22 protein-coding genes are annotated in these 26,322 nt (G+C 72.8%); 14 read left to right on the top strand and 8 right to left on the bottom strand.

All coding sequences use genetic code 11. The annotated features are described in order from the left end of the window. Both IEZ27_RS26045 and IEZ27_RS26040 read left to right on the top strand, forming a co-directional pair. The gene (locus IEZ27_RS26045) at positions 1-945 is read left to right on the top strand and encodes an ABC transporter permease (RefSeq protein WP_125633041.1); all 945 of its coding nucleotides are present in this window, start codon (positions 1-3) and stop codon (positions 943-945) included. Beyond that, on the top strand, positions 942-1,856 hold the full coding sequence (locus IEZ27_RS26040; RefSeq protein ID WP_189649631.1) for an ABC transporter permease: 915 nt from the start codon (positions 942-944) through the stop codon (positions 1,854-1,856). The genes IEZ27_RS26045 and IEZ27_RS26040 overlap by 4 nt, the downstream gene beginning before the upstream one ends. A gap of 56 nt (positions 1,857-1,912) precedes the next feature. Here IEZ27_RS26040 and IEZ27_RS26035 read toward each other — a convergent pair whose 3' ends face one another. Beyond that, positions 1,913-2,884, bottom strand: a complete 972-nt coding sequence (locus IEZ27_RS26035) for an aldo/keto reductase (protein ID WP_189649630.1) — start codon at positions 2,882-2,884, stop codon at positions 1,913-1,915. A 115-nt stretch (positions 2,885-2,999) separates the two neighbouring features. Here IEZ27_RS26035 and IEZ27_RS26030 point away from each other — a divergent pair, with 115 nt between their 5' ends. Continuing rightward, positions 3,000-3,746 carry an SDR family NAD(P)-dependent oxidoreductase gene (locus IEZ27_RS26030; RefSeq protein WP_189649629.1) on the top strand — a complete coding sequence of 249 codons (747 nt, stop codon included), beginning with the start codon at positions 3,000-3,002 and terminating at the stop codon, positions 3,744-3,746. Between the two features lie 17 nt (positions 3,747-3,763). On the opposite strand, the gene IEZ27_RS26025 is transcribed toward IEZ27_RS26030, so the two are convergent. Beyond that, entirely contained in the window at positions 3,764-5,119 is a 1,356-nt protein-coding gene (locus IEZ27_RS26025; RefSeq protein WP_229824332.1) for an amidohydrolase, read from the bottom strand. Between the two features lie 83 nt (positions 5,120-5,202). Between IEZ27_RS26025 and IEZ27_RS26020 the strand changes: the two genes are divergently transcribed. Genes IEZ27_RS26020 through IEZ27_RS26010 form a run of 3 tightly spaced genes read left to right on the top strand, consistent with a single transcriptional unit; the run spans position 5,203 to position 9,531 of the window. Beyond that, a complete protein-coding gene (locus IEZ27_RS26020; RefSeq protein ID WP_229824331.1) occupies positions 5,203-6,306 on the top strand; it encodes a zinc-binding dehydrogenase in 1,104 nt (367 codons plus the stop codon). 10 nt (positions 6,307-6,316) lie between these two features. Further along, positions 6,317-7,270: an aldo/keto reductase gene (locus IEZ27_RS26015; protein WP_189649627.1), complete on the top strand. Its 954-nt coding sequence runs from the start codon at positions 6,317-6,319 to the stop codon at positions 7,268-7,270. Next, on the top strand, positions 7,267-9,531 hold the full coding sequence (locus IEZ27_RS26010) for an arylsulfatase (protein ID WP_189649626.1): 2,265 nt from the start codon (positions 7,267-7,269) through the stop codon (positions 9,529-9,531). Before IEZ27_RS26015 ends, IEZ27_RS26010 begins: the two co-directional genes overlap by 4 nt. Positions 9,532-9,535: 4 nt before the next feature. Here the strand turns inward: IEZ27_RS26010 and IEZ27_RS26005 are convergent, their stop codons facing one another. Continuing rightward, positions 9,536-10,861: a glutamine synthetase family protein gene (locus IEZ27_RS26005; protein ID WP_229824330.1), complete on the bottom strand. Its 1,326-nt coding sequence runs from the start codon at positions 10,859-10,861 to the stop codon at positions 9,536-9,538. 127 nt (positions 10,862-10,988) lie between these two features. Between IEZ27_RS26005 and IEZ27_RS26000 the strand changes: the two genes are divergently transcribed. The 5 genes from IEZ27_RS26000 to IEZ27_RS25980 are packed head-to-tail and all read left to right on the top strand — an operon-like array spanning position 10,989 to position 15,640. Beyond that, the gene (locus tag IEZ27_RS26000) at positions 10,989-11,804 is read left to right on the top strand and encodes an acetoacetate decarboxylase family protein (protein ID WP_189649625.1); all 816 of its coding nucleotides are present in this window, start codon (positions 10,989-10,991) and stop codon (positions 11,802-11,804) included. Between the two features lie 17 nt (positions 11,805-11,821). After that, on the top strand, positions 11,822-13,294 hold the full coding sequence (locus IEZ27_RS25995) for an aldehyde dehydrogenase (protein WP_189649624.1): 1,473 nt from the start codon (positions 11,822-11,824) through the stop codon (positions 13,292-13,294). Next, entirely contained in the window at positions 13,287-14,195 is a 909-nt protein-coding gene (locus IEZ27_RS25990; protein ID WP_189649623.1) for a 3,4-dihydroxyphenylacetate 2,3-dioxygenase, read from the top strand. Before IEZ27_RS25995 ends, IEZ27_RS25990 begins: the two co-directional genes overlap by 8 nt. Then, the gene (locus tag IEZ27_RS25985) at positions 14,188-15,036 is read left to right on the top strand and encodes a fumarylacetoacetate hydrolase family protein (RefSeq protein WP_189649622.1); all 849 of its coding nucleotides are present in this window, start codon (positions 14,188-14,190) and stop codon (positions 15,034-15,036) included. The genes IEZ27_RS25990 and IEZ27_RS25985 overlap by 8 nt, the downstream gene beginning before the upstream one ends. A gap of 19 nt (positions 15,037-15,055) precedes the next feature. After that, positions 15,056-15,640, top strand: coding sequence for a MarR family winged helix-turn-helix transcriptional regulator (locus IEZ27_RS25980; RefSeq protein WP_189649621.1), 585 nt, complete (start codon positions 15,056-15,058; stop codon positions 15,638-15,640). Here the strand turns inward: IEZ27_RS25980 and IEZ27_RS25975 are convergent. Genes IEZ27_RS25975 through IEZ27_RS25960 form a run of 4 tightly spaced genes read right to left on the bottom strand, consistent with a single transcriptional unit; the run spans position 15,624 to position 19,939 of the window. Further along, a complete protein-coding gene (locus IEZ27_RS25975) occupies positions 15,624-16,064 on the bottom strand; it encodes a GNAT family N-acetyltransferase (protein ID WP_229824329.1) in 441 nt (146 codons plus the stop codon). The two genes, IEZ27_RS25980 and IEZ27_RS25975, sit on opposite strands and share 17 nt — an antisense overlap. Next, entirely contained in the window at positions 16,042-16,764 is a 723-nt protein-coding gene (locus tag IEZ27_RS25970) for a gamma-glutamyl-gamma-aminobutyrate hydrolase family protein (RefSeq protein WP_229824328.1), read from the bottom strand. Before IEZ27_RS25970 ends, IEZ27_RS25975 begins: the two co-directional genes overlap by 23 nt. Continuing rightward, positions 16,761-18,242 carry an aldehyde dehydrogenase gene (locus tag IEZ27_RS25965; RefSeq protein WP_189649619.1) on the bottom strand — a complete coding sequence of 494 codons (1,482 nt, stop codon included), beginning with the start codon at positions 18,240-18,242 and terminating at the stop codon, positions 16,761-16,763. Before IEZ27_RS25965 ends, IEZ27_RS25970 begins: the two co-directional genes overlap by 4 nt. After that, positions 18,239-19,939 carry an amidohydrolase gene (locus IEZ27_RS25960; protein WP_189649618.1) on the bottom strand — a complete coding sequence of 567 codons (1,701 nt, stop codon included), beginning with the start codon at positions 19,937-19,939 and terminating at the stop codon, positions 18,239-18,241. The genes IEZ27_RS25965 and IEZ27_RS25960 overlap by 4 nt, the downstream gene beginning before the upstream one ends. A 207-nt stretch (positions 19,940-20,146) precedes the next feature. On the opposite strand from IEZ27_RS25960, the gene IEZ27_RS25955 reads away from it, so the two are divergent. Beyond that, positions 20,147-23,254 carry a glycosyl hydrolase 115 family protein gene (locus IEZ27_RS25955; protein WP_189649617.1) on the top strand — a complete coding sequence of 1,036 codons (3,108 nt, stop codon included), beginning with the start codon at positions 20,147-20,149 and terminating at the stop codon, positions 23,252-23,254. On the opposite strand, the gene IEZ27_RS25950 is transcribed toward IEZ27_RS25955, so the two are convergent. Beyond that, a complete protein-coding gene (locus tag IEZ27_RS25950) occupies positions 23,212-24,087 on the bottom strand; it encodes a polysaccharide deacetylase family protein (protein WP_229824327.1) in 876 nt (291 codons plus the stop codon). The genes IEZ27_RS25955 and IEZ27_RS25950 overlap by 43 nt on opposite strands. A gap of 224 nt (positions 24,088-24,311) precedes the next feature. Here IEZ27_RS25950 and IEZ27_RS25945 point away from each other — a divergent pair, with 224 nt between their 5' ends. After that, complete coding sequence (locus tag IEZ27_RS25945) at positions 24,312-25,487, top strand: L,D-transpeptidase (protein WP_189649616.1); 1,176 nt, start codon at positions 24,312-24,314, stop codon at positions 25,485-25,487. A 113-nt stretch (positions 25,488-25,600) separates the two neighbouring features. Continuing rightward, the gene (locus IEZ27_RS25940) at positions 25,601-26,296 is read left to right on the top strand and encodes a hypothetical protein (RefSeq protein ID WP_189649615.1); all 696 of its coding nucleotides are present in this window, start codon (positions 25,601-25,603) and stop codon (positions 26,294-26,296) included. Positions 26,297-26,322: the final 26 nt, after the last annotated feature.

The following is a 26,322-nucleotide window of genomic DNA, read 5'->3' as shown; positions in this document are numbered from 1 at the left end:
ATGGCGGGACTTCTGCTCCGGCGACTGCGTGACCTGGTCGTCATCCTGCTGATCGTGGGCACGATGATGTTCTTCGTCATCCGCCTGATCCCGGGCGACCCGGCCATCGCGATCCTCGGCCCGACGGCCAAACCCGCCGACGTCGAGGCGCTCAGGCAGAGCATGGGGCTGTCCGGCTCGTTGTGGGAGCAGTACCTGAGCTGGCTCGGCAACGTGGCGGGCGGCGACTTCGGCTCGTCGATCACCTACCACGCCCCGGTGGTTCGGGTCGTGACCGAGCACTTCGTCCCGACGCTGACCCTGGCGGTGATCAGCACCGTCATCAGCTTCTTCGTCGCGGTGCTGATCACCTCCTGGAACGCGGTCTCGCCGCGCAACCCCGTGGCCCGCGGGTTCAACCTGCTCTCCTCGCTCGGTATGGCGATCCCCGACTTCTGGATCGCGCTGATCCTGGTGCTGGTGTTCGCCGTGTCGCTGCGCTGGTTCCCCTCCAGCGGGTACACCGACCTCTTCACCGACCCGGTCGCCGGGGTGCCGATGCTGGTGCTCCCGGTGGTGTGCCTGGTCATCGGGCAGTCGGCGCTGTTCACGCTGACCCTGCGGGAGAGCGTGCTCGGAGAACTGCCGCACACGTACCTGCGCACCGCGCGGGTCAAGGGGCTGTCGGAACGGCAGGTCATGCTCAGGCACGTGCTGCCCAACGCGCTGATGCCGCTGATCACCCAGCTCGGCAGCAACTTCGCGATGATGGTCGGCGGCATCGTGATCATCGAATCGATCTTCGTGATCCCGGGGCTGGGCTCGCTGCTCATGGGCGCGGTCTCGACCCGGGACTTCCCGCTGGTCCAGGGCGTGACGCTGTTCGTCGCGCTGATGTTCGTGGTCGTCAACCTGATCGTCGACCTGTCCTATGCCCTCCTCGACCCCAAGGTGCGTGTTTCGTGACTACCGAGGCCGTCGCGGGGCGAGTCGGGGCGGCCGGGCGGCCCTCCGCCGCCTCCCGCGCCTGGCGCCGCAACCCGGTGCTGATCACCGCCACCACACTGCTCGTCCTGATCGTGCTGGCCGTCGTCCTGCTGCCGGTGTTCCTGCCGGACGCGAACGCGACCGACCCGGTGCACCGGCTGCTGCCGCCCTCGGCCGACCACCTGCTCGGCACCGACTCCTACGGCCGGGACGTGCTGAGCCGCCTGGTCTCCGGCGGCCGGGCCTCGCTCGGCCTGTCGGCGCTCATCACGCTCTGCGCGGCGTTCACCGGCATGGTGATCGGCCTGGTCAGCGGCTTCTACCGGACCGTGGACGCGGTCGTCATGCGCATCATGGACGCCTGGATGTCCTTCCCCGCGATCATCCTGGCCATGGCGCTGGCCATCGGGCTCGGCGCCAGCATCTGGACCGAGCTGATCGCGCTGACGGTCATCTTCACGCCGTTCACGGCCAGGGTGATCCGCAGCCGGGTGCTCAGTGTGGCGGCCCGGCAGTACATCGGGGCGGCGCGGGTGTCCGGCATGCGGCCGGCGAAGATCCTGTTCGTGCACGTGCTGCCCAACGTGCTGCCGCTGGCGCTGGTGCAGGTCGTGATCCTGTCGGCCTCGGCGATGCTGGTCGACGGGGCGATGAGCTTCCTCGGGCTGGGCATCGCGCCGCCGACGCCGACGTGGGGCAACATGATCGCCGAGGGGCGGTCGTACCTGACGCAGGCGCCGTGGCTGATCGTGTTGCCGGGTGCGGCGATCATGCTCTGCGTACTGCTGCTGAACCTCATCGGGTCGAGCATGCGCAACGTCGTCGACGCGCGGGCCCGGTCGATGAGCGAACTGCAGAAGCTGCGCACCCGCCGTCCGGCGCCGCGGTGAGGGCAGGCGCGCGCGGGGGCGCCCGGCGGTCACCGCCGCGCGCCCCCGCTCCCGCGTCACGGGGTCCAGACGCCGTCGGCGCTGACCTCGCGGTCCAGCCACAGGTCCGCCAGCGCCGCGCGCACCTGCGGTCCCCGCTCGCGCCAGAGCCGCAGCGCGCCCAGGTTGTCCTCCAGCTGGGCCATCCTGCTCACCCCGAACAGCACGTTGGCCACCGCCGGATGCTCCAGGCAGAACACGATCGCGACCTGGCCGGGCGTCGCGCCGAAGTCGGCCGCCACCCGCGCCACCGCGTCGGCGGCCTCCCTGATCGCGTCCCGGATGCCGCCCGGGTCGGCGCCGATCTTCCGCTCGGGGAACTTCCGGCCGGCCAGGATGCCGCCCTCGAAGATGTCGCTGGCCTGCAGCACCAGCGCCCCGGACGCGAAGTGTCTGCCGTAGAAGCCGCCCTCGGCCATCGAACGCCGCGCGATGCTGTACTTGAGCTGGGCGAAGCTCGGCGGCGTCAGCCCCTCCTCGGCGGCGAAGCGCAGCGCGAGGTCCACGTCCTCGGCGATCCAGTTGTTGACGCCCCAGCTCGCGAAGCGGCCGGCGGCGATCTGCTCGGCGACGTCCGTCACGATCCGCCGGATGTCGGGCCGCTCCATGTAGTCGCCGACCACGACGGTCTCGGCGCGCTCGACGCCGACGCGCTCGAAGCTCACCTCGAGCTGCTCGCGGAAGCCCGTGCGCGGGTACTCCCACAACCACAACTTGCCGCAGAGCTGCCAGTCGTCCCTGTCCGCGCCGGCCTCGCGCACCGCGCGTCCGAAGATGAGGTCCGTACGGGCCTGCTCGGCGTGCGGGCCCATGTTGTAGTGGGCGACGTCGAAGAGGGTCACGCCGGCGTCCAGGGCCGCCCTGATCAGGGCCACCGCGTCGCCGAACTCCATGCGGTCCCACGTGTTCCAGGAACCCAGCCCGAACAGGGACGTCGTCGTGCCGCCCGGTCCGAGTCGCCGTACCGGAACCCGCTGTGTGTCGCTCACGTCGATCCACTCCCTGCCGGACGAGGTCTTTTTTGTCTACGCTTGTATAATAATAAACCCCAATGCCCCCCGCAGCCCCATCTGTGAAGGGCCCTCACCGAACAGGAACCCCCACATGAGCGAACCTGTCGTTCCCAGGACCGTCCTCGTCACCGGCGGCGCGAGCGGCATCGGCCGCGGCGTCGCGGAGGCGTTCGCCGCGGCGGGCGAGCGCGTCGTCATCGCCGACCTCGACGAGGCGCGGGCGCGGGCGGCCGCCATGGAGATCGGCGCCCACCACGTCCAGGTGGACGTCGGGGACGCCGCCTCCGTCGAGGCCGCCGTCGCGGCCGTCGTCGCCGCGCACGGCACCATCGACGTGCTGGTGAACAACGCCGGCCACACCGCGGGCGGCGGCCCCCTCATCGGCCTCGACGTGGACGTCTTCGACTCCTGCGCCCGGGTGAACTTCCGCGGCACGTTCCTGATGACCAGGGCGGTCGGCGCGCACATGGTGGAGCGCGGCGTACGCGGCTGCATGGTCAACATCTCCTCCATCGGCGCCCGCCAGCCCACGCCCGGCCTCGGCCACTACGAGGCCACCAAGGCCGCCATCGACGCCCTGACCCGCTCGGCGGGCATCGAGCTGGCCGCCCACGGCATCCGCGTGAACGGGGTCGCCCCCGGCCCGGTGCTCACCCCCATGACGGCGATGTTCGCCACGGACGACGCGGCCAGGAAGGCATGGGAGTCGCGCATCCCGCTGGGCTCGATCGCCCAGGTGGCCGACATCGTGCCCGCCGTGCTCTTCCTCGCCTCCGACGGCGCCCGCCACATCACGGGCGTCAGCCTCCAGGTGGACGGCGGCCAGCTCCTGGCCTGACCGGCCCTGGCGCGGGCTCAGTCCAGGGCCACGCCTTCGCGCATGTGGACGACGCGGCCGCCCACCACGGTCGCGTCGACCGCCACCTGCGGCAACTCCGCCGGCGTGACCTCCAGCGGGTCGCGTTCCAGGACGCAGAAGTCGGCGACCTTGCCCATCTCCAGCGACCCCTTCCACGACTCCGCGCCGTCCTGCGCGGCCGGGGCGGTGGTGTAGCAGCGCAGCAGCCGGTACATCAGGCCGGGGCGCGGCGCCCGTTCGCCCAGCAGCGTGCACGCGGCCGCCACCTGCACCCGCCAGTCGGGCGTGGTCACCGGCCCGTCGCTGCTCAGGGTGAACCTCACCCCGCTCGACAGCAGCTCCGCCAGCGGCCAGGCGGCGCCGGCGACCTCCGCGCCGAGCGCCCCCGCCACCCAGTCGGCCGTGGCGACCGCGATCACGGGCTGCGTGGTGAGCCCCATGCCGAGCGAGCCCATACGGGCGATCTGCGCGGGGTTCACCAGGTCGCCGTGGATGACGTAGTGCCGCCCGGCGGCCGCGTCCGGCAGCTCGGCCACCGTGTCCAGGAACGCCTCGACGGTACGGTCGCCGGTGGCGTGCACGCCCACCTGGAGGCCCGCCTGATGCGCCAGCCGGATCATGGTGCGCAGGTTGTGCTCGCGCCCGGCGTCGTCGGCCCCGGCCACCAGCAACGACCCGTGGCCGCCCTCGGTGTAGGGGTGGCAGGTCCAGGCCGACCGCATGGGCGGGATGCCGTCGGCGAAGATCTTGAGCCCGGCCACGTTCAGCCAGGCGGAGTCGGACCGGGGGACGAGCGCGCCGAGCCCGGCGGCCACGTCCTCCAGCGTGCTGGGGCCGTCGAGCACCCCGAACAGGCGCAGCGCGGTCACCCTGGCCCGCAGCTCACCCTCCTCGGCCAGCTTCGCGTAGGTGTCCAGGACGGCCTGCGAGAAGCAGCCGGTCTCGCCGTCGTCCTCCCCGGGGCCGAGGCCGGGCTCGGTGTAGCTGGTGATGCCGAGCGAGGCGCAGACCTGCCCGGCGCGCAGGATGGCCGCCCGCCTGGACTCCTCGTCGGCCAGCAGCCGGCCCTCGTGGGCGGACAGGCCGTTCTCGCTGATCAGCGTGTCCGGCCAGACCGCTCCTAACCAGGCCGCGTGCAGGTGCGAGTCGTTGATGCCGGGCAGGACCGTACGGCCGGCCAGGGAGAGCACCCGGGTGCCCGGCCCGGCGTACGCCAGGACCTCCTCGTCCGTGCCGACCGTCATCAGGCGGCCGGCGCGCACCGCCAGACCGCTCGCCCGCCCGTCGCGGGCGTCGAAGGTGAGCACGTTGCCGCCGACCGCCACGAGGTCCGCGTACTCGTCCGCTGACACCGGGTTCCTCCTGAGGGGCTGTAATTGTTTGTCAACGAGTGTAGATTAACCACACTCAACGGTCGAAAGCCATGAAGGTGACCATGCCAACGACAACCGCCGCCGCCGTCCTCACCGAGCACGGCAAGCCGCTCAGCCTTCAGGACGTGCCGCTGCCCGACGCGGTCGAGCCCGGCGCCGCCCTGGTCCGCATCACCTGCACCACCCTCTGCGGCACCGACGTGCACCTGTGGGCGGGCCAGATGACGTTCCCCGGGATGCTTCCGATGATCCTCGGCCACGAGATGGTCGGCGAGGTCGTGGAGGCGGGCCCGGGCACCACCGACGCCCTCGGCCGCCCGATCGGGCCGGGCGACCGCATCGGCTGGTCGGAGTCCACCTGCGGCCACTGCTACGGCTGCGCCGTCCTGCGCCAGCCGGTCGCCTGCGCCAACCGCGGGTACGGCTTCATGCAGCGCGCCGACCGCCCCCCGTACGCCACGGGCGGCCTGGTCGAGTACTGCTACGTGACCCCGGGCGCGGCCAAGCTGCTGCTGCCCGCCGACGTCAAGGACACCTGGGCCTCGATGTCGGGCTGCGCGGCCAAGACCGTGCTGCGCGCCGTGGACCGGGCCGGCGGCATCAGGGCCGGCTCGACCGTGGTGGTGCAGGGCGCGGGCGCGCTCGGCATCTTCGCCACGGCCGTCGCCAGGATCGCCGGCGCGGGCACCGTCATCACCGTGGGCGGCCCGGACGACCGGCTGGCCGCCGCCGTACGGTTCGGCGCCGACGCCACCGTCTCCACCGACCTGGACAAGGACCAGCGCATAGCCCGGATCAGGGAGCTGGCCGGGGAGCGCGGCGCGGACTACGTGTTCGACCTGGCCGGAGCGCCGACCGTGGCCGAGGAGGCCGTCGCGGTGGCCGCCCAGCGCGGCACCGTGGTGATCGTCGGGTCCACCGGGTTCGAGCCGGCGCCCGTACCGCTCGGGGCGGTCATGGGCAAGGAGCTGACCGTGGTCGGCTCGCTCAACGGCGACATCGCCGACTACCACCGCTCGATCGAGTTCTTCCAGACGTTCGCCGGCCGCATGCCGTGGGACGAGCTGTTCAGCGAGCCCGTCGGCCTGTCGCAGGCCGGCGCCTGCGTCGAGTCGATGTCCAGGCTCGGCCAGATCAAGGCCGTCGTCGACCCCCGCCTGCCCTAGGAGCCGTACCGTGCAGACCATCCCGCGCCGACGCATCGGACGCAACGGGCCCGAGACGGGCGTGCTCGCGCTCGGCTCCTGGCACACCTACGACCGCATGGACTTCCACGACGCGGTCACCATGATCCGCGAGGCCGTGGACCACGGCATCGACCTCTTCGACGTCGGCGTGTACGGCTTCCCCGGCATGCCGCCGGTGTTCACCGACGTGATCTTCTCGGCCCTGGTGCGCGCCGCCGGCCTGCGCCGCGAGGACTACCTGCTCTCCTCCAAGTTGTGGCTGGAGGGCTACCCGGAGCACAGCCTGCGCGACCAGCTGGAGAACGCCCTGTTCCGCGCGGGCGCCGAGCACGCCGACCTCGTGGTGCTCGGCGACCTGCGGCACGACGGCGTCGACCTGCACCGGCTCGTCCTCGACCTGGACGGCCTGGCCAAGGCCGGGCTGATCAGGAGCTGGGGCGTCAACAACTGGTCGGCGACGAACGTGCAGACGCTGATCGACGCCGCCGCCGGCGAGGGCGTCGAGGGCCCGGCCATCGCGCAGCTCAAGTACAGCGTCTCGCGGCGTTCGATCCCCGACGGCGCGCCGTTCGCCCGGATCTTCGCCCAGGGCGTCACCCTGCAGTCCTCGGACGTGCTGGAGGGCGGCGTGCTGCTGGGCAAGGGCGTGGACCGGCAGGTCGGCCGCGACCCCGGCGGCATCAGGGAGCGCATCGCGGACTCGGCGGCCGAGCTGGCCCGCCTCGCCGGAGAGCTGGACGCGACCCCGGCGCAGGTGTGCGTGGCCTTCACGCTCACCCACCCGGCCAACACCACGACGCTGTTCGGCGCGACCAGCCTGGAGCAGCTCCGCGACAACCTGGCGGCCGTGGAACTGGTCGAGCGGGTCGGCGCCGAGGAGTTGCGGGCGCGGGTGGAGCCGCTGTGGGCCGACCGGGACGCCGTCGACCCGGAGGGCCCGTGAGCACGCCGCCGAGCAGGGGTTACGAGGGCTTCGGCGGCACGGCCCGCGAACTGGCCTCGCAGTCCACGCCCTGGTGGCCGCAGCGGCGGCGGGCGCGTCCGGGGGCGCCGAACGTGGTCGTCGTGCTGGTGGACGACCTGGGGTTCAGCGACCTGTCGCCGTTCGGGTCGGAGATCGACACCCCGTACGCGCAGGCGCTGGCCGGGTCGGGTTACCGGTTCACCAACTACCACAGCACGCCGCTCTGCTCGCCCTCCAGGGCCGCCCTCATGACCGGGCTCAACCCGCACCGGGCCGGGTTCGCGATGGTCGCCCACGCCGACCCGGGTTATCCCGGCTACCGGATGGAGCTGCCGCCGGAGGCGCCCACGCTGGCCGAGTCGTTCCGCGCCGGCGGGTATGCCACGTTCATGGTCGGCAAGTGGCACCTGACTCTGGAGTCCAGGATGCACGACGGCGCCGACAAGAGCTCGTGGCCGCTGCAACGCGGCTTCGACCGCTACTACGGCTCCATGGACGGCTTCACGTCCCTGTTCCACCCCCACCGGCTGATCAGCGACAACGGCCCGGTCCCCGACGAGGGTTTCCCGGACGACTTCTACCTGACCGACGCCCTCACCGACCGCGCCATCGGCATGATCGACGGCCTGCGCGCCAACGACGCCGGCAAGCCGTTCTTCCTCTACTTCGCCCACCAGGCCGTCCACGGGCCGGTGCAGGCCAAGCCGGCGGACATCGCGAAATACCGCGGCCGCTACGACGCGGGCTGGGCGCGCGTCCGCGAGGAACGGTTCGCCCGCCAGCTCCGCGACGGCCTCTTCCCCGAGGGCACGAGACCGTCGGACCCGGACCTGCCGCCGTGGGCGGAACGCGCCGAGCTGTACGCCCGCCACATGGAGGTCTACGCCGCCGCCGTGGACGCCGTGGACCAGAGCCTCGGCCGGCTGGTCGAGCACCTGAAGCGCATCGGCGAGTACGACAACACGATCATCGTCCTCACCAGCGACAACGGCGCGACCGGCGAGGGCGGCCCGGAGGGCACCCGCAGCTACTTCAGCCGCTTCGTGCACCTGGCCGGGCTGCCGGCCGACTGGTGCCCCGACGTGCCGCGCGACCTCGGCCTCATCGGCGGCCCCCGGGTCCACGGCCACTACCCGCGCGGCTGGGCGAACGTCTCCAACACCCCGTTCCGCCTCTACAAGGGCCACGCCTACGCGGGCGGCATCCACGTGCCGTTCGTGTTGTCGTGGCCGGCCGGGCTGCCCAGGGGCGCCGACGACCCGGGCGTACGCGACCAGTACGCCTACGTCACCGACGTCGCCCCCACCCTGCTCACCCTGGCCGGACTGGAGCGTCCCGGGGACGTGGACGGCGTTCCGTTCGACCACCTGCTGCGCGAGCGCGACCGGCCGAGCCTGCACCGCTCCCAGTACGTGGAGTGCGGCGGCCAGCGCGGCTACTTCGAGGACGACTACAAGATCATCGCCCCGCACCTGCCCGGCACGCCGTTCACCGACGACGGCTGGGAGCTGTACGACATCGCCCGCGACCCGGCCGAGACCACCGACCTGGCCGCCGAGCAGCCCGGACGGGTCGCCGACCTGGCCGCGAAGTGGCGGGCCGCGGCCTGGCTCAACACGGTCTTCCCGCTGGCCGACACGCCCGGCATGCTCAACACCCGGCCGGCGAGCGAGCTGCCGCTGTCGGAGCCGGTCACGATCCGGCCCGGCACGCCGGTGCTGGAACGGTTCCGGTCGGCCAAGCTCACCTCGCTGCGGTCGTTCACCGTCGAGGCGTGGCTGGATCGGGAACCCGGCGACGAGGGCGTGATCGTGGCCCACGGCGACCAGGGCGGCGGATACGTCCTGTTCGTCGAGGACGGCGAGCTGCGGCTGACGTACAACGCCTACGGGGTGCCGGTGCGGGCGGCCGGGCCGCTGGCGGCGCGGGGCCCGGTGACGGTCACGGCCCGTTTTACGGCGCTGCCGGAGATGCGCTGGGACATCGAGGTGCTGGCGGAGGACAAGCCGGTGCTGGCCGTCGAGGGGGTGCCGCAACTGCTCGGCATGGCCCCCTTCACCGGCATCAGCGTCGGCTACGACTACGGCGGCCCGGTGGACTGGGAGCTGCACGAGCGCAGGGGCGTGTTCCGCTACCGCCGCGGCCTGGACCGGGTGCGGTACGTCCCGGGCGAGAAGGCGCCCTACAACCCGGAGATCATCGCGCTGGCCGAGGACCTGGCGCAGCGCGCGATCGAATGACGGGTCACAGGTGGTAGGCGTACTCCCCGAACTCCCAGTCGGTGACGTGCCGCTGGAAGCGGGCGACCTCGTCGCGCTTGTAGGCCAGGAAGGCGGCGGTGAAGTCCTTGCCGAGCAGCTCGGTCAGCTCGCCGTCGCCCTCGAAGGCGTCCAGGGCCTCGGGCAGCGTCATCGGCAGCACCGGGGCCTTGGAGGCGTCGTAGCCGTACCCGACGAGCGGGGCGGGCGGTTCCTCGCCCGCCCGCACGCCCAGCAGCGCGGCGGCGGCCGTGCCCGCGACCAGCAGGTACGGGTTGGCGCTGGCGTCCCCGAGCCGCAGCTCGAACCGGGCGCCGGCGCCCCGCTCCGGCGGGATGCGCAACATCGCGCTGCGGTTGTCGAGCCCCCAGTCGATGAGCCAGGGGGCCAGCGTGTCGGGGCCGAACCGCTTGTAGGAGTTGACCGTCGGGTTGGCCAGCGCCGCCAGCGCGGGGGCGTGGGCCAGCACGCCCGCGATGGCGTGCCGCGCGGTCGCCGACAACCCGTACGGCGCGTCCGGGTCGTCGAAGGCGTTGCCGCCGTCCTCGCCCAGGCACGACAGGTGCAGGTGGAAGCCCGATCCGCCCTCGTCGTTGAACGGCTTGGCCATGAACGTCGCCAGCCTGCCCTCCACCCGCGCCAGCTCCTTGACCGCCGCCTTGAACCAGAAGGCCCGGTCGGCCGCGTCCAGCGCCTCGGAGTGCCGCAGGTTGATCTCGAACTGGCCGCTGCTGAACTCGTGGTTGCCCGCCGTCACGCCGAGACCGAGGTCGCGCAGGTGCCGCAGGGTACGGGTCAGGTGGCCGTCGGGGTCGCCGCGGCGGCCGGCCGTGTAGACGTTGCCGGTGGCCTCGGCGTAACGCTGCCAGCCGCCCGCGGGGGCCGGGTCGCACAGGAAGTACTCCAGCTCGGGGCCGACGACCGGGCGCAGGCCCTGCTCGGCGCAGCGGGCCAGCACGGCGCGCAGCAGGTCGCGCGGCGACTCGGGGGCCGGGGCGCCGGTGGCGGGATCGACGACGTCGCCGTGGCACCAGGCGACGCCGGGCTCCCAAGGCAGCGGTGCGAGCGTGGCCAGGTCGGGTACGACGGCGATGTCGGGCAGCCCCGCGTCCAGGCCGCCGCTGATGTCGGCGGTGCCGCCGCGCGGGGTGGAGTGGTAGACCGCCCGGCAGAAGGCCAGGCCGTGGCCGACGGCGTCGGGGAGGGACTCCAGCAGGACGTCGCGGGCGCGGTCGGTCCCGGTCAGGTCGGGGTAGGTCACGCGGACCACGTCGACTCCCCGCTCGCTCAGGCGGTCGATGTGCTGCTGCACCGGTGTCTCCTAGAGTCGTTTGAGGTCAAACGTAACGGTGACGTATGGATAGCCGCAAGTGGTGTTGACCGATAGGGCTCGGTGTTTCTATTTTATTTGGAACCAAACGAGTTCCAGGAGGACCACCTTGGCCGGCGTCCGCGGCTACTTCCACCCCAAGACGGCCACGGGCCGCTCGTCCCTCATCCCGGAGCCGCCGTGGCACTACTCCGGCGACCTGCTCACGATCGAGTACCGCACCGACCCTGAACGGGTGCGCGAGCTGCTGCCCGAGCCGCTGGACCTGGCCGAGGAGGACCCCGGCGCGGTCGCGCTCATCTGGGCCGACTGGCAGTCCTGCTCCGGCTCCCGCGAGGAACTGCTCGACCCGGTGCGCTCGCAGTACAAGGAGGCGTTCGCCGTGGTCCGCTGCTCCTACCGGGGGCGGACGTACTCCAGGTGCGTCTACATCTGGGTGGACAAGGACTTCGCCGTCGCCAGGGGGCTGCACCAGGGCTATCCGAAGAAGCTGGGCTCGATCCACCAGACCAGGCCCCACCCGTACGGGCCCGCGCCCAGGATCGAGGCCGGCGCCCGGTTCGGCGCGACGCTGGCCGCCGCCGACCGCCGCCTGGCCCAGGCCGTCGTGACCCTGCGCGAGCCGTCGCCCGGCAACGGGTTCGTCAACGGTCACCCGATGGCCCACCACCGCTGGCTGCCCGCCATCGGCAAGGGCGGCGGGCTCGCGCTGGACGAGCTGGTCGAGTCCGGCGCCGCCGCCTTCGAGGCCGGACAGGCATGGGCGGGCGAGGCCGAGCTGGAGCTGTTCGACTCCCCGACCGAGGAACTGTCCAGGCTGGCGGTACGCGAGCCCATCGCCGCCTACTACCGCCAGGTCGGCGTGGTCTGGGACGGCGGCACGCTCCTGGAATCCGGCACGTCCGGCGCGCACCGATCCCCGTGAGAATGGAAGCACCCGACATGTCCGAACAGATCACCGGCCAGATCACCGTCGCCGGGGTCGCCGTCGACACCCGCCACTGGATCGGCGGCCGGCGCGCCGCCTCCGCGCGCACGTTCACCGACCTCTCGCCCATCGACGGGAGCGCGCTCGGCGAGATCGCCCGCGGCGGCCAGGCCGAGGTGGACGCCGCCGTCACCGCCGCCCAGGACGCCTTCCCCGGCTGGGCCGCCACCCCGCGCGCCGGACGCGCCGCCGTGCTGCGGGCGATCGCCGAGGGCGTCGAGAAGCGGCTGGAGGAGCTGGCCGCCGTCGAGACCGCCGACAACGGCGCACTGCTGCGCTCGCACCGCCGCGGCGTCATGCCCCGCGTCGCGCACAACTTCCGCTTCTTCGCCGACTGGCTGGAGAGCCTCGGCCACGACGACTTCGACACCCGCGGCCACGCCAACCACGTCTCCTGGGACCCGGCCGGCCCCTGCGCCCTGATCACCCCCTGGAACGCGCCCCTCATGCTGGCCACCTGGAAGATCGCCCCCGCGCTGGCCGCCGGCGACACCGTGGTGCTCAAGCCCGCCGAGTGGTCGCCGCTGACCGCCTCCCTGCTGGCCGACATCGCCGCCGCCGCCGGGCTGCCGGACGGCGTGCTCAACGTCGTCCAGGGGCTCGGGGCCGAGGCCGGGGCCGCCCTGGTCGAGCACCCCGGCATCCGCCGGATCAGCTTCACCGGGTCGGTGCCGACCGCGCGGCGCATCGCCCGTTCGGCCGCCGCCAACCTCACCCCGCTCAGCCTGGAACTGGGCGGCAAGTCGCCGTTGCTGGTCTTCGCCGACGCCGACCTCGACCTGGCCGTCGACCTGGCCGTCGAGCAGTACGACAACGCCGGGCAGGTCTGCCTGGCCGCCACCCGGCTGCTGGTCGAGTCGCCGATCGCCGAGGAGTTCACCCGGCGCTTCACCGAGCGCGCCGCCGCCCTGGTCCAGGGCGACCCGCGCGAGGAGGCCACCGACGTCGGCCCCAACATCCATCCACGCCAGGTGGACAAGATCGACGGGTTCGTCCGGCGGGCCCTGGCGGCGGGGGCGCGCGCCGTCGTCGGGGGCGAACGCGGCGACGGCCTGTACTACCGGCCCACCCTGCTCACGGACGTGGCCCAGGACAGCGAGATCGTGCAGGAGGAGGTCTTCGGCCCGGTGCTCACGCTCCAGACGTTCGACACCGAGGAGGAGGCCGTGCGGATGGCCAACGACACCCGCTTCGGCCTGGCCGCCACGGTCGCGACCGGTGACCGCGAGCGTGCCCGCCGGGTCACCGAGCGGCTGGTCGCGGGCACGGTCTGGGTCAACTGCTTCTTCGTACGCGACCTGCGAGCGCCCTTCGGCGGCTCCCGCGAGTCCGGCGTCGGCCGCGAGGGCGGCACCTGGAGCTTCGACTTCTACTGCGACCTGAAGAACACCGTCACCGCGCCGAAGGGCTGGAGCGACCATGGGTGAGATCGTCGGGGCGGGCCTGCTGGCGCACGTCCCCACCATCGTGCTGCCCGAGCCGACCCGGCTGGAGCTGAACGAGGGCAAGGAGATCACCCTCGTCACCGGCCTGCGCGAGCTGCGCCGGGACGTCTTCGAACGCGACGACTACGACACCGTCGTGGTGCTGGACTCCCACTGGGCCACCACGGTCGAGTTCGTGGTCGCCGCCCAGCCGCGCCGGGCCGGGCTGTTCACCTCCGAGGAGCTGCCGCGCGGCATGTGCCGGATGCCGTACGACTTCCCCGGCGACCCCGAACTGGCCCGCAACGTGGCCTCCTTCGCCGGGAAGCACGGCACCTGGATCACCCCGATCGACGACGAGTACCTGCCGATCTACTACGCCACCACCAACCTGTGGAAGTACCTCGGCGAGGGCCTGCCCGCCAAGCGCTGGGTGAGCATCGGCGTGTGCCAGACCGGCGACATGGAGGACCACCTGCGGCTCGGCCGCGCGCTGGCCGACGGCGTCGCGGCCACCGACCGCCGGGTGCTGGTGATCGCCTCCGGCGCGCTGTCGCACACGTTCTGGCCGCTGCGCGAGCTGCGCGACCACGAGTCCAGCGACCCGCGCCACATCTTCACCCCAGAGGCCGCCGCGGCCGACCGGCAGCGCATCGAATGGTTCAGGCAGGGGCGCCACGACGAGGTCCTGCGCACGATGCCGGAGTTCTGGGCGCACAAGCCCGAGGCCCGCTTCTACCACTACATCATGCTGGCCGGAGCCCTCGGCGAGGAGCGCTGCACAGCCCCCGCCCGCCAGTACGGCGAGTACGAGAACTCCGTCGGCACCGGCCAGGCCCTGATGTGGTTCGACCGCCCGTCCGGCGGCTGGACCGCCCCCCGACAGGAGAACGCCCATGCCTGAGTACCGCCGCATCCTCCTCGACGGCGCCGTCACCGAGACCGTCCGCGAAGGGGACGCGCTCGTCGCAGGGGACGGCCGCCGCGTCGCGATCGACGAGGCCGCGCACCTGCCGCCGGTCGCCCCCACGAAGATCATCGCGGTGCACCTCAACCACCGCAGCCGGGTCGAGGAGTTCCGCACCCGGCTGCCCGACGCGCCGACCTACTTCCACAAGCCCACCTCCGCGCTCAACTCCCACCGGGGCGCGGTCGTGCGCCCGGAGGGCTGCAAGTGGCTCAACTACGAGGGCGAGATCGCCATCGTCATCGGCCGTACCTGCCGGAACGTCGCGCCCGAGGATGCCGCGGAGCACATCGCGGGCTACACCGTGGCCAACGACTTCGGGCTGCACGACTTCCGCGACACCGACGCCGGGTCGATGCTGCGGGTGAAGGGCTCCGACACGCTCTGCCCGCTCGGCCCCGGACTGGTGACCGACTGGGACTTCCGCGGCAAACACCTGCGGACGTACGTCAACGGCGAGGTGGTCCAGGACGGCAACACCGACGAGATGACCTGGGACATGCACTACCTGGTCGCCGACATCGCCAGGACGATCACCCTCTTCCCCGGCGACGTTCTGCTGTCGGGCACCCCGGCGGGCTCGCGGCCGGTCCGGCCGGGCGACGTGGTCGAGGTCGAGGCCGAGGGGCTCGGCCGGCTGACGAACCACGTCGTGACCGGGCCGGTGCCGATCCGGGCCGACGTCGGCGCGCAGCCGACGGAGTCGGAGGAGGTGCGCTCGACCGCGCTCGGCGGCGACTGGGAGTTCCGGGGCATCCGCCCGCCGCGCCGGTCATGACCGCGAAGGAGAGCAGGCAGTGGCGGACCACCGTTCCATCACCGAGACCGAGAAGCTGGTCGAGGCCAAGCTCGGCGGCATCCCCGTGCTGCGCGAGCAGATGGCCGTCGTGGCGAACATCCACCGCGCCGCGGCGGCCGTGCGCCAGCATCTGGAGAACACCGTCCTGCGCGGCGCCGACCTGACCTGGACCGGGTTCGTGGTGCTCTGGGTCATCTGGATCTGGGGCGAGCCGGAGTCGCGCCAGGTGGCCGAGGAGGCGGGCGTCTCCAAGGGCACGCTGACCGGGGTCGCGCGCACGCTGGAGTCGCGCGGCCTGGTCGCCCGCGTCCCCCATCCGGGTAATGGCCGCCTGGTGCTGCTCAGGCTCACGCCGGAGGGCGAGACGCTGATGCGGAGGCTGTTCCCGGCGTTCAACGCCGAGGAGGCGTTCGTCGCCGGGCAGCTCACCCCGGCCGAGTGCCTGACGACCGCCGACGCGCTGCGCCGGATCGTCAGGCAGGTCGAGACCGGCGGCGAGCGGCGCAGGCTGGCCCTGCTCGACGGCGCGCCGCCGGCCCCGCGCCGCAGCGGACGCCGCCGGCGGCTCACAGAGGGTGACTGAGGATGCGGCGGCCCTCGTCGCGGAAGCCGCGCCCGCCGTAGTAGGCGAACAGGTGGCCCACGTCGGCGCCGTTCGGGGCGATCACGATCTCCAGGGCCGTGCACCCCTGGCCGGCGGCCCACCGGCGGCTGTCCTCGATCAGCCGTTCGGCCTCGCCGCGCCGCCGCGCCCGGGGTGTGACGTACAGGTCCTCCAGCTCGGCGCACAGCCCCTTCTCCAGCCCGAACGTGGTCGTGGTGATCCCGAACGCGACCAGCGCGCCGTCGCTCTCGCTGACCGCGACCCGGGCCGTGGGCGAGGCGATCAGTGTGGCGAGGTTGTCCTTCAGCGTGCGGGCCGGGGTGGTGAAGCCGTCCTCGGCGTAGAAGGCGACGGCGAGGTCGTGGAGTGCGGGCAGGTCGTCAGGGACGGCGGCGCGGATCATGCGAGCCATCATGCCCCGACTCGCGGACGAGCGCGTCGAACAGGGACTGCTGAGCCGGGTCGCGGTGGGCGGTGTCCTCCGGATGCCACTGCACGGCGGTGAACCAGCCGGGCAGGCCGTCGTGCTCCAGGGCCTCCACCGTCCCGTCGGCGGCGTACGCGGCGGGGGACAGGCCGCCGCCGAGCCGGTCGACGCGCTGGTGGTGGAAGCAGGAGGCCTCCACCTTCTGCGTCCCCGTCACCTGTTCCAGGAGGGAGCCGGGGCGCAGCGACACCGGGTGCACGACGTGCCGGTGGCCGCCCTCGGGGCCGCCCATGTCCTGTTCCAGGGTGCCGCCGAGGGCCACGTTGACGACCTGGAGGCCGCGGCAGACCGCCAGTGTGGGCAGCCCGGCGGCCAGCGCGTGGCGGGCGAGGGCCAGGTCGAAGGCGTCCTGCTCGTCGTCCACGTCGTAGACGTCCTCGTGGGTGTCGGCGGCGCCGTACCGGTGGGGGGCCACGTCGCCGCCGCCCGGCAGGAGGAGGCCGTCGAACCTGGACAGCCTCCCCGCCACGTCGTCCCCGGCGGGGTGGATCGTGGCCGGCTCGCCGCCCGCCCGCCACACGGCCTCCACCAGGGCGCGGGCGCTCACCTCGGCCGCGTATCGCAGGGCCGAGGCGGAGGCGGAGAAGCGGGCGGGGATCGCGATCAGGGGTCTCACAACTGGATCCAGGTGGTCTTGAGCTCGGTGTACTTCTCCAGCGCGTGCGCCGACTTGTCGCGGCCGTTGCCCGACTGCCGCATGCCGCCGAAGGGCACGGTCAGGTCGCCCTCCTCGTAGCAGTTGACCCAGACGGTGCCCGCCTTCAGCGCGCGGGCGACGCGGTGGGCGGTGCCCAGGTCGGAGGTCCACAGCCCGGCAGCGAGGCCGTACTCGGTGTCGTTGGCCAGGCGTACGGCCTCCTCCACGTCGTCGAAGGCCAGCACGGACAACACCGGGCCGAAGATCTCCTCCCTGGCCAGCCGGGCGCCGGGGTCCACCCGGTCGAAGACGGTCGGTTCGAGGTACGCGCCGCCGCTGCCGGCCAGGATCCGGCCGCCGCCCGTACGCAGCCGCGCGCCCTCGGCGAGCCCGGCCTCGACGTGGCCGCGCACCCGTTCCAGGTGGGCCTCGCCGACCAGGGCGCCCATCTCCGTGGCCGGGTCGAGAGGATCGCCGACCCGCAGCGTACGGGCGCGGGCGACCACGGCCTCCGTCACCCGGTCGGCGACCGACCGGTGGACCAGCAGGCGGGAGGGCGCCGTGCACATCTCGCCCTGGTTGAAGAAGATGCCCCAGGCGGCGGTGGCGGCGGCGGCCTCCAGGTCGGGGGCGTCCGGCAGGATGATGTTGGGCGACTTGCCGCCCAGCTCCAGCCACACCCGCTTGAGGTTGGAGTCGGCCGAGTACCGCAGGAAGTGCCGCCCGACGGCGGTGGAGCCGGTGAAGGCCAGCACGTCCACGCCGGGGTGCAGGCCGAGCGCCCGCCCGGCGGTGGGCCCGTCGCCGGCGACGACGTTCAGCACGCCCGGCGGCAGCCCGGCCCGGGTGGCCAGCCGGCCCAGCTCCAGGGCCGACAGCGGCGACGACTCCGACGGCTTCAGCACGACCGTGCAGCCCGCGGCCAGGGCGGGGGCCACCTTCCAGGAGGCCAGCGTGAGCGGGAAGTTCCACGGCACGACCGCGCCGACGACCCCGGCGGGCTCGCGGGTGACCAGGGCCAGGGCGTCGGCGGGCACGTGCGGGGCCTCGTCGGTGAGCTTGCCGGCCAGCTCGCCGTACCAGCGGAAGGTGGTGATCGCGGCGCGCAGCTCGATGTCGTGCGCGTCGGTGATCGGCTTGCCCATCTCCAGGCTGATGAGCAGCGCCAGGTGCTCGCGCCGTTCCTCGATCAGGGACGCCAGCCGCACCAGCGCCCGCCCGCGCTCGGCGGGCGCCATCCGCGGCCACGGCCCGGAGTCGAACGCCCGCCGCGCGGCCGACACCGCGAGCGCGACCTCCGCCTCGCCCGCGTCGGCGACCTCGATCAGCACCCGGCCGTCGCGCGGCGAGCGCACCGGGAAGGCCGCGCCGCCGCCGGGCTCGTCGGCGCCGTCGATGTGATGCGCGGACGGGAGCCGCACCGCCGCGGCCCGGTCCAGCCACTCCTCGTGGGTCATCGTGCACCTCGCTCGTGGACGATCCGGCCGTCGAAGACCGTCAGGTCGATCGGCAGGTCCGGGAGGTCGTGCGGATCGGCCGCCCGCAGGTCGCCGCCGAGCACGCACAGGTCGGCGGCCATGCCGGGCCGCAGGGTGCCCTTCCACGTCTCGGCGAAGTCCTGCCGGGCGGCGTTGACGGTGTAGGCGCGCAGCGCCACCTCCAGCGGCACGCACTGCTCCGGCCCGCTGGCCCGGCCGCTCGCCCGCGACTCGCGCAACATCATCGCGGCCACGGCCCGCCGCCAGTCCGGCTCGGTGATCGGGGCGTCGGAGCTCGCGCAGACCGCGATCCCGGCCTCGTGGGCGGTGCGCACGGGCCACTGGTAGTCCGAGCGTTCCTTGCCGACGACCTCGTCCATCAGGTCGGCGGTGGCCCACTCGATGGCGGGGTTCATGTTGACGCCGTAGCCGCGCGCGGCCAGGGCGGCCAGGCTGCGGGGAGAGGCGAAGTCGGCGTGGATCAGGTAGTGGCGGGCGTCCGGGCGCGGGACGGCCTCGTCGGCGGCGGTGAACGCGGCCACCACGGCGTCGATCGCCCGGTCGCCGGTGACGTGCACGCCGAGCTGGTGGCCGGCCTCGTGCGCGAGGCGGATCATCTCGGCCAGCTCGGCCTGCTGCCGGGCCGGGCCGTCGCCGTGCACGCACAGCGCGCCGTGCCCGCCGCCGCCCGGGTACGGGTCGTGCATCCACGCGGTCTCGTTCGGCGGCACGCCGTCGGCGAAGATCTTGACCCCGATCACGGCCAGGCGTTCGGGGTCCAGCCCGCCGGGCACGATCCCGGCCAGCTCGGCCAGCCCCCGGGTCACGTCGGCCGCGCCGCCGCCCATGGGGGCCGGCAGCAGCAGCACCCGTACGCGGGCGTCCAGCGCGCCCTCGGCGGCCAGCTCGGCGTAGGCCCGCAACGTGTCGGTGCCGAGCGCGCCGCCGAGGACGTCCGCGCCCCCCGGCCCGAGGCCCGGCTCGGTGTAGCTGGTGATGCCCTGGGCGTGCAGCGCCGCCACGGCCGCCCGGACGGCCTCCTTGCGCTGGGCCACTGTCGGCGGCGGGATCAGCCGCTGGACCAGCGACTGCGCGGCCTCCTTCAGGATGCCGGTGGGCTCGCCGCGCCCGTCGGTCTCGATCACGCCGCCCGGCGGCGCGGCCGTGCCGGGGCCGATGCCGGCCAGCTCCAGGGCCCTGGAGTTGACCCACATCATGTGGCCGGAGAAGTCGGTCAGGCAGACCGGCCGGTCGGGGGCGGCGGCGTCCAGGTCGCGCCGGTGCGGGCGGCGGCCGGGGTCGGCCCGGCACTCGGCCAGGTAGCCGATGTCCCAGCCGAGTCCGGTGAGCCAGCCGTCGCCGGGCGCGCGGCGTACCGCGGCGGCGATGTCGGCGATGGAGGCGACCGCCGGATGGCCCACGTTCAGCGCGAACGGCGGCCTGTTCAGCGCCCACGCCGCGCCGTGCAGGTGGGAGTCGTTGATCCCGGGCAGCACGGTACGGCCGGCCAGGTCGATCACCCGCGTGCCCGGTCCGGCCAGTGCCCCGATCGCCGTGCTGGTCCCGGTGGCGAGGATCCTGTTCCCTCGTACGGCCACCGCTTGTTCGGTGGCGAACGTCTCGTCGAGCGTCAGCACGTCACCGTTGATCAGGATCAGGTCCGCCGGATCTGACATGGTCGGCCCTTCTGCCGGGAACAGGATGAACGAAAATGTATGGGTCCAAACGATTATCAGTCAATGCCGGGCGGGCTCCACCGGGTCATTGACCGGGTGTGGGCGTTCGTTCTAACATCCGCATGCCTGTATCCGAAAATTTCCCGTGATGTCCGAAACTTTCGGTCGGCTGCTCGCGCGTCCCCGCACCCTCCCGGAGAACGTGACATGAGAAGATCCAGCCCGTTCGCGCGCCTCCTGCTCTCCGTGGCCGTCGCCGCCGCGGCCGTCTCGATCACCGGGCCGCCCGCCCGCGCCGCCGCCCCCGCGCCGCCGCCCGGCAAGGCCGGGTACATCGCCTTCACGCCGGGCCCCGGCAGGTTCCCGCTGGTCGCCTCCGGACGGGCGGCGCCGATCGTGGTCAGCGCGGCCGATCACGAGGGCGTCGTCCGCGTCGCCGACGACCTGCGGGACGACATCGAGCGGGTCACCGGCGTACGGCCCGCCCTCGCCACCGACCGGCCGCCCCGGCAGGACGAGGTCGTCCTCGTCGGCACGATCGGCCGCAGCCCGCTCATCGACGGCCTGATCCGGGCGGGCAAGCTCGACGTGTCCGGCATCGCGGGCAAATGGGAGACCTCGCTGGAGCAGGTGGTGCAGAACCCGCTGCCGGGCGTGCGCCGCGCGTTCGTGATCGCCGGAAGCGACCAGCGGGGCACGATCTACGGCGCGTACGACGTCTCGCGGGAGATCGGCGTCTCGCCCTGGTACTGGTGGGACGACGTGCCCGCCCGCCACCGCGACGCGCTGCACGTGCTGCCCGGCCGCCACACCCAGGGCACCCCCAAGGTGCGCTACCGCGGCTTCTTCATCAACGACGAGAACCCGAACCTGGGCACCTGGGCGCCGAAGTTCTTCGGCCCCGGCAAGGCCGCGGGCTACCCGGGCGGCTTCAACGGCCAGTTCTACGCCAAGGTCTTCGAGGTCATGCTCCGGCTCAAGGCCAACTACCTGTGGCCGGCCGTGTGGGGCCGGGCCTTCGCCGAGGACGACCCCGACAACCACCGGATCGCCTCCCGGTACGGCGTCGTCATGGGCACCTCCCACGAGGCCCCGATGATGCGCGGCATCGAGGAGTGGAACCGGCACGCCGTCGCCGCCGTACGCGACGCCGACGGCAACATCGTCACCCCCGGCCACGACCCGTACGGCGGGACCGGCGAGTGGAGCTTCCGCCGCAACGGCGAGGCCATCAAGAAGTACTGGGCCGAGGGCATCCGCAGGATGCGCGAGCAGGGCTTCGAGGGCGTCGTCACGCTCGGCATGCGCGGCAACGGCGACGTGAGCCTGCCCGACGGCGACGGCATCGAGCTGATGCGGAGCATCCTGGCCGCCCAGCGCGAGATCCTGGCGAAGGAGAGCGGCGAGGCCCTGGAGAGCATCCCTCAGGTGCAGACGCTCTACAAGGAGGTGCAGCGCTACTGGGACGAGGGGCTGCGCCCGCCCGACGACGTGACGGTCGTCTTCAGCGACGACAACTGGGGCAACATGCGCAAGCTGCCCGACCAGTCGCTGCCGGAGCGCGCCGGCGGCTACGGCATGTACTACCACTTCGACTACGTGGGCGGCGGCCGCAACTACAAGTGGGCCGACACGATCAACCTGGCCGGCACGTGGGAGCAGCTCGACCTGGCCTACCGGTACGGCGTGGACCGCCTGTGGGTGGTCAACGTCGGCGACATGAAGAACGAGGAACTGCCGCTGCAGTTCTTCCTCGACTACGCCTGGGACCCCGGCCGCCTGCCGATCGAGCGGCTGGGCGACTGGGAACGCGCGTACGCGGCCCAGAACTTCGGCCCCGAGCAGGCCGCCGAGATCGCCGCCATCCTGCACGACTACGGCACCCTCCAGGCCCGCCGCAAGCCCGAACTGCTCAACCGCCGCATCACCGTGGACCCGGCCGACCCCACCAAGGTCACCTACGACGACCGGGACACGCCGTTCAGCCTGACGAGCTACCAGGAGATGGACCGGGTCACGGCCGAGTGGCGGCGTCTGGCCGAGCGGGCCGATCGCGTCCGGGCCGCCCTGCCCGCGGCGTACGGCGACGCCTACTTCGAGCTCGTGGACTACCAGGTGCAGGCCACGGCCAACCTCTACGCCCTGCGCGCCGCCCAGTTCACCAACCTGCTGTACGCCAGGCAGGGCCGGGCCGCCGCGAACGACCTGGCCGACCTGGCCCAGCGGCGCTTCGACGACGACCAGGCACTGAACGCCCGCTACGGCGCGATCGCGGGCGGCAAGTGGAAGGACTTCCAGCTCCAGCCCAAGATCGGCTACGGCGACGTCGAGCGGTACGGCCCCAACGCGCCCTGGCAGCAGCCGGAGAAGGACAACGTCGCCCTGCCGGACGCCTTCTACCCGCCCCTCGTACGCGCCGGCGTGCCGGAGGGCGCCGACATGGGCGTGGCGATCGACGGCTCGGACCAGTGGTGGCCGCAGGCGCGGGAGGAGGCGGTGCTTCCGGCGTTCAGCCCGTACCAGACCTATCCGGGGCAGTACATCGAGGTGTTCAACCGGGGTGGCACCCCCTTCGACTACACGATCACCGCGGCGCGGCCGTGGCTCTCGGTCAGCCCCTCGGCGGGCCGGGTCGGCAAGCAGGTGCGCGCCGCCGTACGGGTGGACTTCGCCCGTGCCCCGAAGGGCAGGACCGAGGTGCCCGTCACCGTCACCGGGCCGGGCGGGGCGCGCGTGACCGTCAAGGCCGTCGTGGACAACCCGGCCGGCCCGGTCAAGGGGTTCGTCGAGGCGGGCGGCCAGGTCACGATCGACGCCGCGCACTACGGCCGGGCCGTGGGCGCCTGGCGGACCATCCCCGACCTCGGCCGCAGCTCCGACGGCGTGACCCCGCTCCAGGTGACCGCCCCGCGCGTGACGCCCGGCGGGGGCAGCCCCCGGCTGGAGTACACGATGACGGTGTTCACGCCCGGTGAGGTCAAGGTGTCGGCGCTGCTGTCACCGCGCAACAACGTGTTGCCGTCCGACGGGCTGAGCTACGCCGTCTCCATCGACGACCAGCCGCCGCAGACGGTGAACGTCACGGCCGTGACCGGCGCGAACGACACCACCATGAACCGCCAGTGGGAGCGCAACACCTCGAACAACGTCAACGAGACCACGACCGTTCACACGATCACGGCTCCCGGCCCGCACGTGCTGAAGTTCTGGATGGTGGACCCGACCGTCGTCCTGCAGCGGCTCGTGGTGGACACCGGCGGGCGCCTGCCCAGCTACTTGGGGCCGCCCGAGAGCCGTCGGGCCGGCGCGTTGTAGACCAGCTCCGGCGGCCGGCCGCCGAACAGCTCGCTGACCGTGACGAAGCGGTAGCCGCGGGCGGACAGGCCCTTCAGCACCCGCGGGAGGGCCTTCACCGTGGTCGGGTGGATGTCGTGGAACAGCACGACGCTGCCGGGGCGTACCCGCTTGAGCGAGACGCGGGCCACCCGGGCGCTGTCCCGGTGGCGCCAGTCGAGGGTGTCCACGCTCCACAACACCAGCGGCCGGTGCGACTGCCGCCGCACGTCGCGGTCGAGCGCGCCGTACGGGGGGCGTACCAGGCCGGGCGTGACGCCCGCGGCCGACTCCACGGCCTCGTCGGTACGGGTGAGCTGGGACTTGATCGCGGCCCGCGACAACTTGGTCAGGTCGGGGTGGGACCAGGTGTGGTTGCCGATCTCGTGCCCCGCCTCGGCCGTGCGCCGCACCACGTCCGGGTAGGCGCCGACGTTCTGGCCGACGACGAAGAACGTGGCGCGGGCCCGGTACTTCGCCAGGTGCCGCAGCAGCGTCTTCGTGTAGGGCCCCGGCCCGTCGTCGAACGTGAGCGCCACGCACTTGACCCGGCGGCAGTCGGCCTTCTCGGCCGGGTCGGCGGGCTTCGACGACGGCTCGCCCTGGTCATGCCGCCCGTCCCGGTCCCTGTCCCGGTTCTTGTCCCGGTCGTCCCGGTCCGGCCGCCGGTCGGGTTCCGGGGAGGCCGACGGCGTGGGGTGGGTGGGGGAGGGCGTGGGCCGGGCGGGCGTGGCCCCCGTGAGCGCGGCCGTGACGGCCAGCATCGTCGCGGCCATCCCGATCCCGTACAGGCGCGGCCTCACGGCGCTGTTCATGACGTTCCCCCTCATGCACCGCCCCCGGTGCGTCTTCCCCTGAGAACGGCCCACAAGGACCGTTCCACAAAGTTGGACACCAGATCCACTCATATGGTTCGCGCGTCTCCCCAACCGCGGACGAAGGTTTCTCCCATGCCCTACGGGCAGAAGTGTCCAGACGTGACAGCACTGACCGATTAATCTGGAAATTGACGCCTTGTCAGGCACGGGAGGCATCGAGGATGCGGAACGGCCGGACCAGCACCACGCTCGCCCTCGCGGCGCTCCTGATCGCCGGCTGCACCTCCGGCGGGGGCACGCGATCTCAGGACGGATCGCCGCAGGCCGAGGGCCCGGTGGCCAAGCTCGCGATCACGCCCGCCGACGGCACGAAGAAGGTCGCCCCCGACACCGGGATCAGCGTCAAGGTGACCGACGGGAAGGTCACCAAGGTGACCGTCGCCGACGCCAAGGGACGCCAGGTGACGGGCTCGGCGGCAGCCGACGGCACCTGGCGGCCCCGGTGGCCGCTGCGGCCGGCGACGTCGTACACGGTGAGCGCGCAGGCCACGGGCACCGACGGCAAGGCGGTCACCGGGCAGGCGTCCTTCACCACCCTCAAGCCCCAACGGGCGCTCCAGAGCGGCATGTCGCCGCTGGACGGCGAGAAGGTCGGCGTCGGGATGCCGGTGCAGCTCCTGCTGTCCCAGCCGGTCACCTCGAAGCGGGACCGGGCGGCGGTCGAACGGTCGCTGGTCGTGGAGATGTCCGAGCCGGTCGAGGGCGCGTGGAGCTGGGTGAGCGACCGCGAGGTGCAGTTCAGGCCGCGCGAGTACTGGCCGGTGGGGGAGAAGGTCAAGGTCGTCGCCCATCTGGCCGGGCTGCGCGCGGGCCAGGGCCTGTGGGGCACCAAGGACCGCAGCCTGTCCTTCACCGTCGGCCCCCGGCACGTCACCAAGGTGGACGCCGACGACCACGAGGCCGTCGTCACCGCGGGCGGCAAGGTCGTCCGGACCATCCCCGTCAGCCTGGGCAAACCCGGCGACGACAGCTACTCGGGCACCATGATCGCCCAGGAGAAGGCAGCGGAGACCGTCATGGACTCCGCCACGATCGGGAAGCCGGGCGAGTACCGGATCAAGACCAAGTGGAACGTCCGGATGACCTACAGCGGCACCTTCTTCCACGCCGCGCCCTGGTCCACCGGCGCGCAGGGCAACTCCAACGTCAGCCACGGCTGCGTCAACGCCAGTCCGGCCGACGCCCGCTGGTTCTACGACTTCACCCAGCGCGGCGACGTCATCCAGGTCAAGGGCACCTCGCGCAAGCTCGAATTCGGCAACGGCCCCACGCCCTGGGCGAAGTCCTGGGACGAATGGCTGGCCGGCAGCGCCGCCGGCAGGCCCACGACCGGCTGACCGCCTCCCGGGGCGCGCCCTTCACGCAAGATCGGCCATCAGAACCACAGGACCTGCGAGAACATCAGGATGTCGCCTTGCCCAGGAGGGTCCGTCCCACGATCATGTCGCCAATGGACGCCGACCTACCCCTGGACTACTACCTGATCTACGCCGCCCCGCAAGACCGCGGCCACGGGACACCTCCCCTGGGCATCCTGGTCGAGGAGTTCGTGCTCTGCGACGACTACACCGCCGCGGGCATCGACTGCGCGGAATGGACGTCCGAGTGCGGCGAGTGGCGCGAGTCGCCCGGATCCAGCCGGGCCATCCGCGCCGATCCCGCCCTGCGCGAACGGGTGCTGCCCGTGACCCGGCGGGACGCCCGCGACACGTACTCGATGCTCGGCGGGGGCGCGCTGCCGGAGGAGGCCGGGCTGCGGGCCTTCTTCCAGTACCGCCAGGCGCTCCCCGCCGCGGCCCCGCTCGACCTGAGCGGCGGGCGCTCCACGCAGACCCGGCGCTACCGCATCCTGTTCGCCGGCGAGCTCGGCGAACGCGGGCTGGCCAACGTACGCACGGTGCTGCGGCTGGAGCCGCCGGAGCCGAACCCGCGGGCCAGGATCGCGGGCACCGCCACGGCGACCGCGGCCGGGCACACCTTCACCTGGGAGCTGCGGCGCATCGGCCCCGGCATCGCCTGGTGCCTGGACGTCACCGTACGCCTGAGCGCCGGACCGCTCGCCGCCATCGGCGCCCTGCTCCACCACCACCGGCAGGCCATCCGCGGCCAGGGCCTGATCCCGGTCACCATCGAACGCTTCGCCTGACCACCGGGCGGTCCGGCCCACGACAC

This window comes from Nonomuraea spiralis (assembly GCF_014648435.1).
GTDB lineage: Bacteria > Actinomycetota > Actinomycetes > Streptosporangiales > Streptosporangiaceae > Nonomuraea > Nonomuraea spiralis.
Note: the sequence above shows the minus strand (reverse complement) of the source record. Positions and strands in the feature narration are given on the sequence as shown.